Consider the following 16,162-nt stretch of genomic DNA (forward strand, 5'->3'; position numbering starts at 1 on the left):
CCGCGACGACGATCTTCGCGGAGGTGGTGGCGCGGGTGGGGGCGGCCGCGTTAGAGCTTGCGAAGTCCACTGAGGACCCTTTCGAGCAGCGTGACATCGGGCGTTCCGCCCGACTCGCCCGCGGCGGCGGGCTGGTGGATGGCGACGAGACCGGCCTCGGCAAGGTCGGCCACGAGGATGCGGGCGACACCGAGCGGCACGCCGGCCAGTGCGGAGATCTCCGCGATGGACTTGACCTCGCGGCAGAGGCTGACGATCCGGGCGTGCTCGGGCAGCAGTCCGCTGGCCCGGTCGGCCGAGCCGGTGGTGGAGATCAGGGCCTCGATGGCGAGCTGGTACCGCGGGCGGGTCCGGCCGCCGGTCATCGCGTACGGGCGGACCAGCGGCTGCTGCTCGTAGCCGTCGGACTGCTGCCCGCCGTAGCCGCTGCCGTACCCGTTGCCGTACGAGCCGGCGGGTGTCGAAGGCGGGGTCATGGGTCCTCCTAGTGCTGCAGCCTTGAGCAGCCGGTTCCAGCTGGGGCGGTGCCAGCTGAGGCGAGATCAGCTGCCTGAGGGTAGCTGAGGGTGGTTCGCCGGGTCCGGTCGGGTCGGACCCGGCGAGGGCAGGTGGGACGGGGTGGTCGGATCCGCGCGGGAGCCCCGGGTCAGTGCAGGAGACTGCCCTGGAGTTCCGCGCGGAGTGCGGGGGTGAGGACGGCGCCGGCCCGGTCGACGAGCAGGGCCATCTCGTAGCCGACGAGGCCGATGTCGGAGTCCGGGGCGGCCAGGACGGCCAGCGCCGAGCCGTCGCTGACGGCCATCAGGAACAGGAACCCCCGCTCCATCTCGACCACGGTCTGGTTGACCTCGCCGCCCTCGAAGATCCGGCTCGCACCGTTGGTCAGCGAGGTGAGACCGGAGGCGACCGCCGCCAACTGGTCGGCCCGGTCCCTGGGGAAGCCCTCGGACATGCACAGCAGGAGGCCGTCCGCGGAGACCACCACGGTGTGGGACACCCCGGGGGTGTTGTCCACGAAATTGGTGATCAGCCAGTTCAGGTTCTGTGCGGCCTGGCTCATCTGGTTCAACTCAACGCTCCTGGTGATCTGCGCCGTTGCCGTCGCTCCGGCCACCGAAACTATCGAATCCGGGCTGCTGGGCACCATGCTGGAAGCCCGACTGGTTGGCGGCCTGCTCGGCCCCGACGCGGCGGCCCTGCTGGATGCCGCGGCGCAGGTTGGTCAGCCGGCCGCGGACCTCCTCGGGGGCCCGGGAGACCTGCGGACCGGTCAGCGGCGAGGCCTCGGCGGTGCCGGAGACCAGGTTGGCCTGCGGGGTCCGCCGGGGCAGGCCCGACATCGTGACACCGCTGGTCGAGGGCTCGCGGACCTGCTCGGCGCGGCGCCAGCGCTCGTCGTTCGCGGACGGACGCCACGGCGCGTCGCCGGTGCCGGGCTGCTGGCCCTGCGGCTGCGGAGGCTGCTGCTGGTTCTGCTGCTGCGGGGCCTGCTGCTGCGGAGCCGGCTGGGGCGCCTGCTGCCGGGGTGCCTGCTGCGGAGCCTGCTGCTCCTGGGCCTGCGGCTGGAACTCCGGCGAGGAGGTACCGGGGCGGCGCGGCTGGTACGACCGCTGCCGCGCCTGCTGCCCGTCGGCCTGCGGGGCCCACGGCTGCTCGCCGCCGGGCCGCTGACCGGCCTCGGACGGACCGGTCGGCAGCGCCATCGGCTCCTGGTACGGCAGCGGCTGCGGCTGCTGCGGCGCCTGCTCCTGGCGCACCGGCTCCGGACGCGGCGGGTTCGGCACGTTCGGCAGCACCGGCTCGACCAGGCCGAGGCCCAGCGGGTCGCGCGGGTCGATCTGGCTGGCCTCGAAGCGCGGGCGGGCGAACTGCTGGGTGCTCTCCACCGGCGCCGGCTCGGCCGACGGCAGCTGCTGGGGCTGCTGCTGGGCCTGCGGCGGCAGCTGCGGCTGACGGTCGCGCTGCGGCGCGTCCGGGCCGGGGCGCTGCGGACCGCGCGGGCCCTGGCCGGCGGGCCGGCCGGGGGCACCGGGGCCCTGCGGGGCCGGACGGCGCTGCGGCAGGCCGTCCTGCGGACGGTTGCCCGGACGGGCACCCTGCTGCGGCGTGCCGGGACCGCCGGGGCGGCCGTGCTGGGGCTGCTCGCCGGTCCGGGCACCCGGACCGCCGTCGAACTCGCCGCCGGGACGCTGCCGTTCCTGGCCGGGCCGGCCGGCCTGCTGCTGACCGGCCTGCTGCTGACCAGGCTGGGGCTGACCACCGGGCTGCTGCGGACGGCCGCCGCGGCGCGGCAGGCCGTTCGGGCCGCTCTGCGGCGGGCCCTGGCGGCCCGGGGCGCGCTGCGGCAGACCGCCCTGCTGGGCCTGCTGCGGAGTCTGCTGCTGCGGCGCCTGCGGCTGCTGCGGCTGCTGCGGCTGCTGCGGGGCCTGCTGCTTCTGCTGCGGCTGGGCGGGCCGTCGGCCCTGGCCCTGGCCCTGGCCCTGCTGAGCGCCGCCCTGCGGGGCCGGGTTCTCCCGCAGCGACTTGCCGACCTGGCGGGTCGGCAGACCGCCGGCGGGCGCACCCGGGCCGGCCTGCGGGCCGCCCTGCGGAGCGGGAGCGGCCGGAGCGGCAGGACCGCCCTGGCCGAGCTGCGGGCGACCGCCCTGCGGGGCACCCGCGGCCGGGCCCTGGCCGAGCGCGGCGGGACCGCCCTGGCGGGCGGGCGGCACCTGGCGCTGCTGGCGCGGCGTCGGGGTGACCCCGCGCTGCTGCTTGCCCTGGCCGGAACCGGCCCGGCCGGCGCCGCGGCGGTCACCCGAATTGGTGACGTCCACGGGGAGCATGACCAGCGCGGTGGTGCCGCCGGAGTCGCTGGGGCGCAGCTGGATGCGGATGCCGTGTCGCAGGGACAGGCGGCCGACCACGAAGAGGCCCATGCGGCGGGAGACCGAGACGTCCACCGTCGGCGGGTTGGCGAGGCGCTCGTTGATCTCGGCGAGGTCGTCGGGGCTCAGGCCGATGCCGGTGTCGTGGATCTCGACCAGCACGCGGCCGTCCGGCAGCGCGTGGCCGGTGACCCGGACGCGGGTCTGCGGGCTGGAGAACGAGGTGGCGTTCTCCAGCAGCTCGGCGAGCAGGTGGACGAGGTCGTTGACGACGCGGCCGGCGACCTCGGCCGACGGTACGGCGGCGAGTTCGATGCGCTCGTACTGCTCCACCTCGGAGGCGGCGGCGCGGAGCACGTCGACCAGCGGGACGGGACGGGTCCAGCGGCGGCCCGGGTCCTCGCCGGCGAGGACGAGGAGGTTCTCGCCGTTGCGGCGCATGCGGGTCGCGAGGTGGTCCAGCTTGAAGAGGTTGGCCAGCTGGTCCGGGTCGGCCTCGCGGCTCTCCAGCTCGGAGATGAGCGACAGCTGGCGCTGGATGAGGCCCTGGCTGCGGCGCGAGAGGTTGGTGAACATCGCGTTGATGTTGCCTCGCAGGAGGGCCTGCTCGGCGGCGAGGCGGACGGCCTCGCTGTGCACCATGTCGAACGCGTGGGCCACGTGGCCGATCTCGTCGGTGGAGTCGACGGCGACCGGCTCGACCGTGGTGTCGACGTCGTGCGGGTCGGCCTCGGAGAGGGTCTTGACCAGCTCGGGCAGACGGCGCTCGGCGACGTCCTCGGCCGCCGCCTGGAGGCGGGTCAGCGAGCGCACCATCGAGCGGGCGATCAGACCGGCGCCACCGAGGGCGACGAGCAGCACCAGGGCGACCGCGACACCGATGATCAGGGCGTCGGCGTCGGCCTGGGACTGGAGGTCCTGGGCCTTGCCGTCCAGGTTCTCGATGAGCTTGGACTCGATCCGGCGCTCGGCGGTGATCTTGGAGCTGGCCTTCTCGAACCAGTCCTTGTAGCTGACCGCCTCGGTCTGGCGGATGCCGCTCTGGGTGAGGATCGTGGAGGCGTAGCGGTCGGCGTCGGCGACCACCGAGTTGTAGCTCAGCTGGCTGCGCAGGTTGTCCAGGTCGTGCGCGGTGTAGATGTTGTTGAAGCTCGCGATCGCGTTGTCGTACGAGCTGCGCAGGCGGATACCGAAGGACTCGTCGCTGGGGCTGAGGTCGGGGGTCTTCGGGTTGGCGAGCGCGGCGCTGATCAGGGCCCGCTGCTGCGAGGTCGCGTTCTTCGCCAGCGAGAACTGCTGGAGCGCGCGGGTGGAGACGACCAGGTCCTTGTTGTTCGACGCGAGCGCGATGTCCTGGGTGATGGACAGCAGGTCGCGGATGATCACGTCGTAGGCGGTGATCGTCGACTGGATGTTCTGGTTGTTCTGGTACGGCAGGCTGCGGGTGTCCGCGATCGAGTTCAGGTCCTTGCGGATCTGGAGCAACAGCGCCTTTCCGCCGGACAGTTCGAGGTTCTCGAACTTGTCGGAGGAGGCGGTGAAGGTGCGGCTCAGGTCGTCGGTGGACTTGCGGGCCGCGACGATGTCGTCGTCCAGCGGCGCGGCCGGGTCGTGGGTGATCGGGCCGGCGCTGATGTCGCGCTCGGTCTGGAGCGCGTCCGCGAGGTTGGTCGCCTTCTTGGCCAGGTCGGAGAGGTTGGCCATCTGGGCGAGTTGCTGCGAGTTCTCCATCGAGCTCTGGATGCGCAGGCCACCGAGGACCAGCGAGACCAGCACGGGGAGGGCGAGCAGCGCGATCAGACGGGTGCGGATGCGCCAGTTGCGCATCGCGAGCCGGTTCAGACCGGTGGCGCGGCGCCGGGTCAGGGAGGTGCGGAGTTTGTCCCGGGCGGACTTCCGCTCCTGGCCCTCCTCCTCCGGGTGGCCGATGGCCTCGGGTGTCACCGGCTCTGCCGGGCCGCCGGGGGCCGCCGCCTGTTGAGGGGCTGCCACAGGCTCACGCGACTCCGGGTTACCCGCGGCGCCGCTACCCCTTTTGAAACGTCCCTGCACTGGCGTCGCAACCTCTGGACCGGGCGTCCCGCCGCGTCGCCACGGCCTGGACGGTGTCGAGTTTCCATCCGCACCCCGGCCGGTCCGGGAGAGCGGGCACCGGGGTGGACCACTCCCTACCCACGGTCCGTCGCATTCCAGCACAGCCGGGGAATCCCAACAAGGGCCGCACGTACCGGGCGTCCGGCGCTACCGACCGCTTGCGTCTTCTTACGGACTGTGCGGTAACAGGACCGGAATACCGCCTTTTTCGGACACTCGCCGGATACATGCCAAGCGGACCCGGGGTCGGGAAGAGTCACAGACCTTCCGGAATGCCCCTTATCGGCGAAATGCCGGAAAATCCCGGTGCGGCGATATGTCGGATATCTGCACTTTGCTCGGCATTTTGTGAGCAAAATCACAGTCTAATGTGTAGCTTTGGTCACGGCCTCTGTGGAATGAGATCTCGTAACCTGGCTGTCTCCGGAGCACGGCCCCGATCAGCCTGCCCAGAACCCCTCCGAATCAATCGGAATCCATCAGGCCGGTGCCGATCGCCGCGATCGACCCGGCCATGACCACGAGGTGCTCTCGATGTCCCAGGCGAAGAACGCCACCAAGTCCACGCTGTCCTGCCGCCCCACGGCGAACCCCCGCCGGACGACGCTGGCCTCGGTCGAGGACTTCAGCAAGATCCCGGGCGCCCGCAAGCCCGAGGACGTCGTGACCTACGGCTCCGAACTGCCGGCCGCCACCGCCAACCCGCGCCGCACCCGGCTGATGGTCGCCCCGGTCGTCGTCCCGCAGGACTGACCGCCGCAGCGCCGCGACGAGGGCGCCGTCGTCACCCCGGTGGCGGCGGCGCCCTCGCCGTTGTGCGGCGCCGCCGCGGACCGCGACGGCGAGCCGCCCGCGGGCCTCGCGGGGCATTCGGCCCCGACCCTCCTGAACAGGGGCAAAGCGGTCGGCCGGGCCCCCACGCGATAGCCTGGAGGCCGATTGACGGGGCCGCGCCCACTGCGGGCGGGGCGCCCACCAGCGCCCGGGCGCGCCCCGGGCGGCCGACGAAGCGAGGGGTATCCCAGCCGTGCGCATTGCCAGGTTTTCCGTCCGGGAAGGGAGCCCTGCCGCCGGCAGCGTCTCCTTCGGCGTGGTGGAGGGCGACCCTTCCCGGCCCGACTCGCTGGTCGTCCACGCGCTGGCCGGCCACCCGTTCGGCCAGCCCCAGCCCACCGGTGAGAGCTACCGCTTCCAGGACGTCCGGCTGCTCAGCCCGATGCTCCCGAACAAGATCGTGGCGGTCGGCCGCAACTACGCGGCGCACGCGGCGGAGCTGGGCAACGAGGTCCCGGACGCCCCGCTCACCTTCTTCAAGCCGTCCACCTCGGTGATCGGTCCGACCGAGAGCATCGCGTACCCGCCGTTCTCCTCGGACGTCCACCACGAGGCCGAACTGGCCGTGGTGATCGGCCGGATGTGCCGTGAGGTGCCGTTGGACCGGGTGCCCGAGGTGATCCTCGGCTACACCTGCGCCAACGACGTCACCGCCCGGGACGTCCAGCAGCGCGAGGGCCAGTGGGCCCGGGCCAAGGGCTTCGACACGGCCTGCCCGCTGGGCCCGTGGATCGAGACCGACCTCGACCCGAGCGACCTCGCGATCACCTGCACGGTCAACGGCGAGCTCCGCCAGACCGGCCGCACCTCCCTGATGGTCCGCTCGGTCGCCGAGCTGATCGTCCACATCTCCGAGGCCATGACGCTGCTGCCCGGCGACGTCATCCTCACCGGCACGCCCGCAGGGGTGGGCCCGCTCAACGTCGGCGACGAGGTCGCCGTCTCCATCGAAGGCATCGGCACTCTCACCAACAAGGTGATCAAGCGTGGCTAACACTGACCCGGCCGTCCGGGTTCGCTTCTGTCCCTCCCCGACCGGCAACCCCCACGTGGGGATGGTCCGCACGGCCCTCTTCAACTGGGCCTACGCCCGCCACAACGGCGGCACGCTGGTCTTCCGGATCGAGGACACCGACTCCGCCCGCGACTCCGAGGAGTCGTACAACCAGCTGCTCGACGCGATGCGCTGGCTCGGCCTCGACTGGGACGAGGGCCCGGAGGTCGGCGGCCCGGACGCGCCGTACCGCCAGTCGCAGCGGATGGACATCTACGCCGATGTCGCCCGCCGCCTGCACGAGGCCGGCCACGCCTACTACTGCTACTGCTCCACCGAGGAGCTGGACGCCCGCCGCGAGGCCGCCCGCGCGGCCGGCAAGCCCTCCGGCTACGACGGGCACTGCCGCGACCTGACGGACGAGCAGGTGGCGGTCTACAAGCTGGAGAAGCGCGAGCCGATCCTGCGCTTCCGGATGCCGGACAAGACCCTCAGCTTCGACGACCTGGTCCGCGGCACGCTCACCTTCGAGCCGGAGAACGTGCCGGACTACGGCATCGTCCGGGCCAACGGCGCCCCGCTGTACACCCTGGTCAACCCGGTGGACGACGCCCTGATGGGCATCACCCACGTGCTGCGCGGCGAGGACCTGCTGTCCTCCACCCCGCGGCAGATCGCGCTGTACGCCGCGCTCGCCGAGATCGGCGTCGGCAACGGCACCACCCCGCGCTTCGGCCACCTGCCGTACGTGATGGGCGAGGGCAACAAGAAGCTCTCCAAGCGCGACCCGCAGTCCTCGCTCAACATGTACCGCGAGCGCGGCTTCATCCGCGAGGGCCTGCTCAACTACCTGTCCCTGCTGGGCTGGTCGCTGGCCGAGGACCGCGACCTGTTCGACATGGACGAGATGGTCGCCGCCTTCGACGTCACCAAGGTGAACGCCAACCCGGCCCGCTTCGACCTGAAGAAGTGCGAGGCGATCAACGCCGAGCACGTCCGCCGGCTGGCCCCGGAGGACTTCGTCGGCCGCCTGGTGCCCTTCCTCCAGGGCGCCGAGCTGCTGCCGGCCGAGCCCACCGCCGAGCAGCTGGACCTGCTCGCCAAGGTGGCGCCGCTCACCCAGGAGCGGATGGTCGTGCTGAGCGAGATCGTGAACATGGCCGGCTTCCTGTTCGTGGCGCCGGAGAAGTTCGCCCTCGACCCGGACGACGCCGCCAAGGTGCTCACCGCGGACTCCCGCCCGGTGCTGGAGGCCAGCATCAAGGCGCTGGAGGAGCTCGCGGACTTCACCCCGGAGCCGATCCAGGCCGCGCTGCGCGAGGCGCTGGTGGAGGGGCTGGGCATCAAGCCCAAGTTCGCCTTCACGCCGCTGCGGGTGGCCGTCACCGGCCGCCGGGTCTCCCCGCCGCTGTTCGAGTCCATGGAGCTGCTGGGACGCCCGGAGACGCTGCGTCGGCTGCGGGCCGCCCTGGACGCCCTGCCGGCCGCCTGAGCGGGGTTCCGAGCAGGCCGCGGGCCCGGCTTCGTGCCGGGCCCGCGGCGTACCCGGAGGCCGCCCGCAGGCCTCCCGGCCGCTGCCTGGGGTTATCGATTTTGGACCCGGGGCCGACGTCGGGTAATGTTCTTTCTGCGCCGCCCGGGAGGGAACGGACGAGGGAACGAAAGCCCCTCGGAAGGGACCGACCGAGAGGCGCAACGCCTGAGAAGGGCCCGCGAGGGTTCAACTCTGGTGGGGTATGGTGTAATTGGCAGCACGAGTGATTCTGGTTCATTTAGTCTAGGTTCGAGTCCTGGTACCCCAGCGCAGTACGTGAGTACAGCACCACAAAAGAAGATCAAGCCCCCGTTGTGTAGCGGCCTAGCACGCTGCCCTCTCACGGCAGTAGCGCCGGTTCGAATCCGGTCGGGGGTACTGATCCCGCAAGGGATCACCTGGAAAGCCCCCGTTGTGTAGCGGCCTAGCACGCTGCCCTCTCACGGCAGTAGCGCCGGTTCGAATCCGGTCGGGGGTACTGATCCCGCAAGGGATCGCCAGGAAGCCCCCGTTGTGTAGCGGCCTAGCACGCTGCCCTCTCACGGCAGTAGCGCCGGTTCGAATCCGGTCGGGGGTACTTCAGAGCAGGAAGCCGGTGGGCCAGCCCATCGGCCCTTGCTTTGTGTTGGGGTATGGTGTAATTGGCAGCACGAGTGATTCTGGTTCATTTAGTCTAGGTTCGAGTCCTGGTACCCCAGCCAGAAATTGGAAAGACCCCGGTCCCCGGGGTCTTTTTGCTTTCCCCGGAAATGCCCCGAAGGGCCCCGCTCCGTTCCGAGCGGGGCCCTTCCGGCTTTCCACGGCGCCCTTCCGGCTTTCCGCGGGCCCTGCCGCCCGGCGGCGGACGGGGGCGGAGCGCTGTCCATGCGCTAAGACTGCGGTCTCACTCCGCGAGACACAAGTTCAATCTCCGGCGAAAAGCGCCACTCTGGACGGGAGCGGCCCGGGAGTCTCAGGGCGGCGCACACGCTTTGACCTCGACGACACCGAGAAGGCCGGCAACGCGGCCGGCTGGAGGGAATCCGATGGGACGGACACTCGCAGAGAAGGTCTGGGACGACCACGTCGTGCGGCGCGCGGAGGGCGAACCCGACCTCCTCTTCATCGACCTGCACCTGCTCCACGAGGTCACCAGCCCGCAGGCCTTCGACGGGCTGCGACTGGCCGGCCGCACGGTCCGCCGCACCGATCTGACGATCGCCACCGAGGACCACAACACCCCCACCCTGGACATCGACAAGCCGATCGCCGACCCGGTCTCCAGGGTGCAGCTGGAGACCCTGCGCCGGAACGCCGCCGAGTTCGGTGTCCGGATCCACTCGCTCGGCGACGTCGAGCAGGGCGTCGTGCACGTCGTCGGCCCGCAGCTCGGCCTGACCCAGCCCGGCATGACCGTGGTCTGCGGTGACTCCCACACCTCGACCCACGGCGCTTTCGGCGCGCTGGCGTTCGGCATCGGCACCAGCCAGGTCGAGCACGTGCTGGCCACCCAGACCCTGCCGCTGGCGCCGTTCCGGACGATGGCGATCACCGTCGAGGGCGAACTGCCCGAGGGCGTCACCGCCAAGGACCTGATCCTGGCCGTCATCACGAAGATCGGCACCGGCGGCGGCCAGGGCTACGTCCTGGAGTACCGCGGTTCGGCGATCCGGAGCCTGTCCATGGAGGCCCGGATGACCGTCTGCAACATGTCGATCGAGGCCGGCGCCCGGGCGGGCATGATCGCCCCGGACGAGACCACCTTCGCGTACCTCCAGGGCCGCCCGCACGCCCCGCAGGGCGAGGACTGGGACGCCGCCGTCGCGTACTGGAGGACCCTGGGCACCGACGAGGACGCGGTCTTCGACCACGAGATCTTCATCGACGCGAGCGAGCTGACCCCGTTCGTCACCTGGGGCACCAACCCGGGCCAGGGCGCCCCGCTGGGCGCCGAGGTGCCGGACCCGGCGTCCTTCGCCGACCCGCAGGAGCGCCTGGCCGCCGAGAACGCCCTGGCGTACATGGGCCTGGAGGCCGGCACCCCGCTGCGCGAGGTGAAGGTCGACGCCGTCTTCGTCGGCTCCTGCACCAACGGCCGGATCGAGGACCTGCGGGCCGCCGCGGCCGTCGTGGAGGGCCGCCGGGTCGCCGACGGCGTCCGGATGCTGGTGGTTCCCGGCTCCGTCCGGGTCGCCCTCCAGGCCGTCGAGGAGGGCCTGGACAAGGTGTTCACCGCTGCCGGTGCCGAGTGGCGCCACGCGGGCTGCTCGATGTGCCTGGGCATGAACCCCGACCAGCTCGCCCCGGGGGAGCGCTGCGCCTCCACCTCGAACCGCAACTTCGAGGGCCGGCAGGGCAAGGGCGGCCGTACCCACCTGGTCTCCCCGCAGGTCGCCGCCGCGACCGCCGTCCTGGGCCGTCTCGCCGCCCCCTCCGACCTGTCCGCCGACGTCGCTGCCGTGGAGGCCTGAGCCATGGAGAAGTTCACCACCCACACCGGCCGGGCCGTGCCGCTGCGCCGCAGCAACGTGGACACCGACCAGATCATTCCGGCCCACTGGCTCAAGAAGGTCACCCGATCCGGTTTCGAGGGCGGCCTGTTCGAGGCCTGGCGCAAGGACGAGTCGTTCATCCTCAACCGGCCCGAGCGGCAGGGCGCCACGGTCCTGGTGGCCGGCCCCGAGTTCGGCACCGGCTCCTCCCGGGAGCACGCCGTCTGGGCGCTCCAGAACTACGGCTTCCACGCGGTCGTCTCGTCGCGCTTCGCCGACATCTTCCGGGGCAACTCCCTGAAGAACGGCCTGCTGACGGTCGTCCTGCCGCAGGAGACCGTGGAACGGCTCTGGGCGCTCACGGAGAGTGACCCTTCGGCCGAGATCACCGTTGACCTGGAGGCGCGCGAAGTGCGTGCCGAGGGCGTCGTCGCGGCCTTCGAACTGGACGACAACGTCCGGTGGCGTCTGCTCAACGGCCTGGACGACATCAGCATCACCCTGCGGAACGAGGCCGACATCGCGGCCTTCGAGGAGACCCGTCCGGCCTTCAAGCCCCGTACTCTGCCGGTCGCCTGAGTTCCCCTCAGAACAAGCATTCTGACGATCCACCGGATGGCCCGTGCCCCCCTCGGGGGGGCCGGGCCATCCGTCGTTCCGGAGCACGAGTTAGCGCCGCGGCCCGCCCCGGATTGCCCATTTGGCTTTGCGGAAGAGGGGCCCGCGCAAGTACAACTGCGGGTAGATGGCACAATCAGTACATGCACCGGCACCATGAACCTCCGTACGCGGGCGGCGAACCCGCGGCTGAGGACTCCATGGGCCGGCCATCCGAACGCCGAATTGACGATCGGCCGGACGTCACCTCCGCACCAGCTGAGGGGCCGGACGACCAGGAAGTCGCAGCGCTCTACGCGCTTGTGGCCGAGCGGTTGAAGCAAGCTCACGCCCGCGTGCATGCGCTGAACGTGTCTGCCGATGCAAAGACCGCTCTCACCCGTCAACTCCTCATCGTCACCGAGGCCGCCAAGCGCGATCTTCCGGAGGCGGCAAGGCGGTTGAGTCGCTTTGTACATGACCTCGACGAGCGGCCCCCGCCGCTCGACTGAGGTCGCCGACGCGCAAATCCATTGCGACACTAGGGTGATTCGCGCGTTTGGTAATTGAAAGTCCGCAGATACATACCTAACGTGCGAAAAGAACGGATGGAATCATCCGGCGCCCGTTTCCGAAGGGGAAGACGTGAACAAGGCTCAGCTTGTCGAAGCGGTGGCCGAGCAGCTGGGCGGTCGCAAGGCTGCCGCAGAGGCCGTCGACGCAGTGCTCGACACCATGGTCCGTGCCGTTGTGGCCGGTGACCGGGTCTCGGTCACCGGGTTCGGCACCTTCGAGAAGGTGGAGCGCTCCGCGCGCTTCGCCCGCAACCCGCAGACCGGCGAGCGGGTCAAGGTCAAGAAGACCTCGGTCCCGCGCTTCCGTCCGGGTCAGGGCTTCAAGGACCTGGTCAGCGGCAGCAAGAAGCTGCCGAAGGAAGGCCCCTCGGTGAAGAAGGCCCCCAAGGGCTCCCTCACCCCGGGCAAGAGCGGCGTGGCCGCCACCCCGGCCGCCAAGCGTGCCGCCACCAAGCGTGCCGCCGCTGCTGCCGCCGCCGCCCCGGCCGCCAAGAAGGCCGCCGCCAAGAAGACGGCCACCACGGCCGCCGCCAAGAAGGCGACCACCACGGCCGCCGCCAAGAAGACCACGGCGACCGCCAAGAAGACCGCCGCGAAGACCACGGCCGTCAAGGCCACCGCCGCCAAGACCACGGCCGCGAAGACCACCGCCGCCAAGAAGACCACGGCGACCGCGACCAAGGCCGCCGCGACCAAGAAGACGGCCGCGGCGAAGAAGGCGACCACCACGGCCGCCGCCAAGAAGACCACGGCCACCGCCAAGAAGGCGACCGCCACGGCCAAGAAGACGGCGCCGGCGAAGAAGACCGCCACCCGCAAGACCACCGCGCGCAAGACCTCTGCCAAGTAAGTCCCGCGCGACCGTCCCAGGACGGCCTTCGGCTCAGAGCCGCGGCACCCCCTTCCGTGAATTCACGGAGACGGGTCGCCGCGGCTCTTTCGATTTCCGGGCGCTTAGTCAGGAATCGACGGCGTGCGGCGGCACAGGGAGTTCCGGGCGGTGCGACGGGACGGTCCGCGGGCCGGTCCGGCCGGGCCCGGCGGCGCCGGACGGGGCCGTCAGCCCTCGGCGGGGTCCGGGAAGGTCTGGAGCGTCACGAAGACCACCCGGCGGGCCTCGCCGGTGCCCTCGGTGCGGATCCGCACCCGCTGGCCGGGGCGCAGCAGCCGCAGGCCGCCGGCGTCGAAGGCGGCCGCGTCGAACGGCACCGGGGTCCCGTCGTCGAGCAGCACGGAGCCGGCCCGGGTGGCGGGGTCGAAGGTGAACGAGGTGGCCTGCATGCGAGCAGCATAGCGAGCGGGCTGGCCCCGGCCCGGGAGCAGGTCGACGCCCGGGCCGGGACGCGCCGGGGCTGCTCCGGGCGGTGCCCGGGCGGCGGCCGGGAGGGCTCAGGAAAGGCTCAGCCGGGCGAACAGCGCGCTGGTGTGCGGGCCGAGGCCGAGCGCCGCGGCCTCGCCGAGGTCCGTCCCGGTGTCCACGTCCCGGCGCACCGACTCCACGTCCGCGAGGCGCAGTTCGAGCGCCCCGCCGGCCGCGTGCCGGGCCCGTGAGCCGTCCCCGAAGGCGGGGGAGAGCGGACGGCCGGGGGCGCAGGCGAGCAGCGTGGTGCCGAGGCCGGGGGTGTCCGGCAGGAAGGCCCGGCCGTTGGCCGGCACCGCGCCCAGCACCCGGGCCAGTTCGGCCGGACGCAGCGCCGGGAGGTCCGCCGAGAGCACCGCCAGCGGGGCCCGCGGGGCCAGCGCCCAAGCGCTCTCGGCGCCGTGCGCCAGGGCCCGGTTGAGGCCTCCGTCGGGCTCGTCGGCGACCACCAGGGCGCCGAGCGCGGTCAGCCGGGCGCCGGCCGCGGCGTCGCGGGTGACCACCAGGACCCGGCCGACCCCGGGGGTGGCCAGGGCGGCGGTGACGGTGTCCAGGGCGAAGGACAGGGCCAGGTCGGCCCGGTGCGGTCCGGCGTACGGGGCCAGTCTGCTCTTCGCCATGGTGAGCGGCTTGAGCGGAAGCACCAGCGACCAGCCGGCGGTGGGTGCGGGGGGCGCGACGGCCCCGCTGGGGCGTACGGTGTCCTGGGTCATCGGCGTCATTCTGGCGCCGGTCCCGGAGCCCTCGCCAGGCCGTCCGAGCTGTGCGGACGTGCGTTTGATCACGCCCGCCGGGCGGGTTGGCGCGGTTGCTCGACAGCCGGTGATCGGGCGGGCGACACTGTTCCGCGCCCGTGGCCCGGGCACCGGTGGAATCGGTGCGCGGCACCGGGACACCATGACCGCGGTAATCCGTGCCGCATCGGATGAGAAGGAGCTGGGGTGGCCCGCCGCTCGTACGCCAAGTTCGGCAACGCCGACTACGGCATCTGGTACCGCTTCGCGGCCGTGCTGGTGAAGCCGGTGACGACCGCCCTGGTGAAGCCCGACTGGCGGGGCTGGGAGCACATTCCGAAGAACGGCGGCTTCATCGCCGCGGTGAACCACAATTCGATCATCGATCCGGTGATCTACGCGCACTGGCAGTACAACAGCGGACGTCCGCCGCGCATTCTCGGCAAGTCCTCGCTGTTCTCGATCCCCTTCATCGGATTCATGCTGCGCAAGACCGGTCAGATTCCGGTGTTCCGCGAGTCCACCGACGCCGCGCAGGCGTTCCGGGCCGCGATCGACGCGGTCAACAGCGGCCAGTGCGTGCAGTTCTACCCGGAGGGCACGCTCACCCGGGACCCGGACCTGTGGCCGATGACCGGCAAGAGCGGTGTCGCCCGGGTCGCGCTGATGACCGGTGCGCCGGTCATCCCGGTCGCGCACTGGGGCGCCCACGAGATCATCCCGCCGTACGGCCGGCCCGGTCTCGGGAAGGGCAGGTTCAACCTGTTCCCGCGGCACCGGGTCACCGTCGCGGCCGGGCCCGCGGTGGACCTGAGCAAGTACCGGGGGCAGGAGCTCACCGCCCAGGTGCTCGCCGACGCGACCGAGGACATCATGACCGCGATCACCGCCGTGCTGGCGGAGGTCCGCGGCGAGGAACCGCCCGCCGAGCGCTACGACATGCGCAGGGCCGCCCGGGATCGGGCCGCGGCGGCGCTGGCCGAGCGCCGGCGCGCCAAGGGCGAGCGGGGCAAGGGCACCGAGGAGGCCGGCAAGTGATCCGTTGCGCCGTGATGGGGACCGGCTCCTGGGGCACCGCGTTCGCGCTGGTGCTCGCCGACGCGGGCTGCGAGGTCGTGCTGTGGGCCCGCCGCCAGGAGCTGGTGGACGCCGTCAACTCCACCCACGAGAACCCGGACTACCTCCCGGGCGTCCGGCTGCCCGACACTGTGCGGGCGACCACCGACGCCGCCGAGGCGCTGGCCGGCGCCGACTTCGCGGTGCTCGTGGTGCCCTCGCAGACGCTGCGCGACAACCTGGCCGCCTGGACGCCGCTGATCGAGCCGCAGACCGTGCTGGTGAGCCTGATGAAGGGCATCGAACTCGGCACCGCCAAGCGGATGAGCGAGGTGATCGACGAGGTCACCGGGGTCGGCCCGGAGCGCGTCGCGGTGGTCAGCGGGCCCAACCTGGCCAAGGAGATCGCCAACCGGCAGCCCGCGGCCAGCGTGGTCGCCTGCTCCGACGAGGCGGTCGCCAAGCGGCTCCAGGCGGCCTGCCACACGCCGTACTTCCGGCCGTACACCAACACCGACGTGGTGGGCTGCGAACTCGGCGGCGCGGTCAAGAACGTGATCGGCCTGGCGGTCGGCATGGCGGCCGGCATGGGGCTCGGGGACAACACCAAGGCGACCCTGATCACCCGCGGGCTGGCCGAGACCACCCGGCTCGGCGAGGTGCTGGGCGCGGACCCGCACACCTTCGCCGGACTCGCCGGGATGGGCGACCTGGTGGCCACCTGCTCCTCGCCGCTGTCGCGCAACAACACCTTCGGCATGAACCTGGGCCGGGGCATGTCGCTCGCGGAGACCATCGCGGCCACCCGGCAGACCGCCGAGGGCGTCAAGTCCTGCGAGTCGGTCCTGGATCTGGCCCGGCGCAACGGGGTCGACATGCCGATCGTCGAGGCCGTGGTGGACGTGGTGCACAACGGGCGGCCGACCCAGGAGGCGCTGCAGACCCTGATGTCGCGTTCGGCGAAGGCCGAGCGGCGCTGAGTCCGGCGGGCCGCGGCCCCGGGGCCGCGGCGCCCGCCCGGCCCCGCGGGACCGCCGACTCCGCGG

Annotated in this window: 14 protein-coding genes and 5 tRNA genes; 14 read left to right on the top strand and 5 right to left on the bottom strand. The window is 71.9% G+C overall.

Features of this window, described 5'->3' with window-relative positions:
• Nucleotides 1–50: 50 nt before the first annotated feature.
• From ACFVVA_RS28280 to ACFVVA_RS28290, 3 genes are all read right to left on the bottom strand, one after another.
• Nucleotides 51–476 carry a DUF742 domain-containing protein gene (locus tag ACFVVA_RS28280; protein ID WP_380456468.1) on the bottom strand — a complete coding sequence of 142 codons (426 nt, stop codon included), beginning with the start codon at nt 474–476 and terminating at the stop codon, nt 51–53.
• A 170-nt stretch (nt 477–646) separates the two neighbouring features.
• Nucleotides 647–1,060, bottom strand: a complete 414-nt coding sequence (locus ACFVVA_RS28285) for a roadblock/LC7 domain-containing protein (protein ID WP_359915368.1) — start codon at nt 1,058–1,060, stop codon at nt 647–649.
• A 10-nt stretch (nt 1,061–1,070) separates the two neighbouring features.
• Entirely contained in the window at nt 1,071–4,859 is a 3,789-nt protein-coding gene (locus ACFVVA_RS28290) for a nitrate- and nitrite sensing domain-containing protein (RefSeq protein ID WP_387693645.1), read from the bottom strand.
• A gap of 636 nt (nt 4,860–5,495) precedes the next feature.
• Between ACFVVA_RS28290 and ACFVVA_RS28295 the strand changes: the two genes are divergently transcribed.
• From ACFVVA_RS28295 to ACFVVA_RS28350, 12 genes are all read left to right on the top strand, one after another.
• Entirely contained in the window at nt 5,496–5,714 is a 219-nt protein-coding gene (locus tag ACFVVA_RS28295) for a hypothetical protein (RefSeq protein ID WP_387693646.1), read from the top strand.
• Between the two features lie 274 nt (nt 5,715–5,988).
• Nucleotides 5,989–6,789, top strand: a complete 801-nt coding sequence (locus ACFVVA_RS28300) for a fumarylacetoacetate hydrolase family protein (protein WP_359915358.1) — start codon at nt 5,989–5,991, stop codon at nt 6,787–6,789.
• Nucleotides 6,782–8,281, top strand: a complete 1,500-nt coding sequence (gene gltX, locus ACFVVA_RS28305; protein ID WP_387693647.1) for a glutamate--tRNA ligase — start codon at nt 6,782–6,784, stop codon at nt 8,279–8,281. The genes ACFVVA_RS28300 and gltX overlap by 8 nt, the downstream gene beginning before the upstream one ends.
• Before the next feature lie 238 nt (nt 8,282–8,519).
• Nucleotides 8,520–8,591 (top strand) — tRNA-Gln (locus ACFVVA_RS28310).
• A gap of 37 nt (nt 8,592–8,628) precedes the next feature.
• Nucleotides 8,629–8,701 (top strand) — tRNA-Glu (locus tag ACFVVA_RS28315).
• Nucleotides 8,702–8,728: 27 nt separating this feature from the next.
• Nucleotides 8,729–8,801, top strand: a tRNA-Glu gene (locus tag ACFVVA_RS28320).
• Nucleotides 8,802–8,827: 26 nt separating this feature from the next.
• Nucleotides 8,828–8,900: transfer RNA gene (locus ACFVVA_RS28325), tRNA-Glu, on the top strand.
• 49 nt (nt 8,901–8,949) lie between these two features.
• Nucleotides 8,950–9,024: transfer RNA gene (locus ACFVVA_RS28330), tRNA-Gln, on the top strand.
• A 324-nt stretch (nt 9,025–9,348) separates the two neighbouring features.
• Nucleotides 9,349–10,773: a 3-isopropylmalate dehydratase large subunit gene (gene leuC, locus ACFVVA_RS28335; protein WP_359900530.1), complete on the top strand. Its 1,425-nt coding sequence runs from the start codon at nt 9,349–9,351 to the stop codon at nt 10,771–10,773.
• 3 nt (nt 10,774–10,776) lie between these two features.
• Entirely contained in the window at nt 10,777–11,373 is a 597-nt protein-coding gene (gene leuD, locus ACFVVA_RS28340; protein WP_359900532.1) for a 3-isopropylmalate dehydratase small subunit, read from the top strand.
• A 182-nt stretch (nt 11,374–11,555) separates the two neighbouring features.
• Complete coding sequence (locus ACFVVA_RS28345; RefSeq protein WP_380354200.1) at nt 11,556–11,903, top strand: hypothetical protein; 348 nt, start codon at nt 11,556–11,558, stop codon at nt 11,901–11,903.
• A gap of 133 nt (nt 11,904–12,036) precedes the next feature.
• Nucleotides 12,037–12,816 carry an HU family DNA-binding protein gene (locus tag ACFVVA_RS28350; RefSeq protein WP_387693648.1) on the top strand — a complete coding sequence of 260 codons (780 nt, stop codon included), beginning with the start codon at nt 12,037–12,039 and terminating at the stop codon, nt 12,814–12,816.
• A gap of 209 nt (nt 12,817–13,025) precedes the next feature.
• Here ACFVVA_RS28350 and ACFVVA_RS28355 read toward each other — a convergent pair whose 3' ends face one another.
• Both ACFVVA_RS28355 and cofC read right to left on the bottom strand, forming a co-directional pair.
• Nucleotides 13,026–13,247: a hypothetical protein gene (locus ACFVVA_RS28355; protein WP_359900536.1), complete on the bottom strand. Its 222-nt coding sequence runs from the start codon at nt 13,245–13,247 to the stop codon at nt 13,026–13,028.
• A gap of 108 nt (nt 13,248–13,355) precedes the next feature.
• Entirely contained in the window at nt 13,356–14,039 is a 684-nt protein-coding gene (cofC, locus tag ACFVVA_RS28360; protein ID WP_387693649.1) for a 2-phospho-L-lactate guanylyltransferase, read from the bottom strand.
• A 228-nt stretch (nt 14,040–14,267) separates the two neighbouring features.
• Here cofC and ACFVVA_RS28365 point away from each other — a divergent pair, with 228 nt between their 5' ends.
• Both ACFVVA_RS28365 and ACFVVA_RS28370 read left to right on the top strand, forming a co-directional pair.
• On the top strand, nt 14,268–15,098 hold the full coding sequence (locus tag ACFVVA_RS28365; RefSeq protein WP_380543456.1) for a lysophospholipid acyltransferase family protein: 831 nt from the start codon (nt 14,268–14,270) through the stop codon (nt 15,096–15,098).
• Between the two features lie 14 nt (nt 15,099–15,112).
• The gene (locus ACFVVA_RS28370) at nt 15,113–16,096 is read left to right on the top strand and encodes an NAD(P)H-dependent glycerol-3-phosphate dehydrogenase (RefSeq protein ID WP_359900678.1); all 984 of its coding nucleotides are present in this window, start codon (nt 15,113–15,115) and stop codon (nt 16,094–16,096) included.
• Nucleotides 16,097–16,162: the final 66 nt, after the last annotated feature.

The sequence above is a fragment of the Kitasatospora sp. NPDC058048 genome (assembly GCF_042885555.1).
GTDB classification, from domain to species: Bacteria; Actinomycetota; Actinomycetes; order Streptomycetales; family Streptomycetaceae; genus Kitasatospora; species Kitasatospora lactacystinica.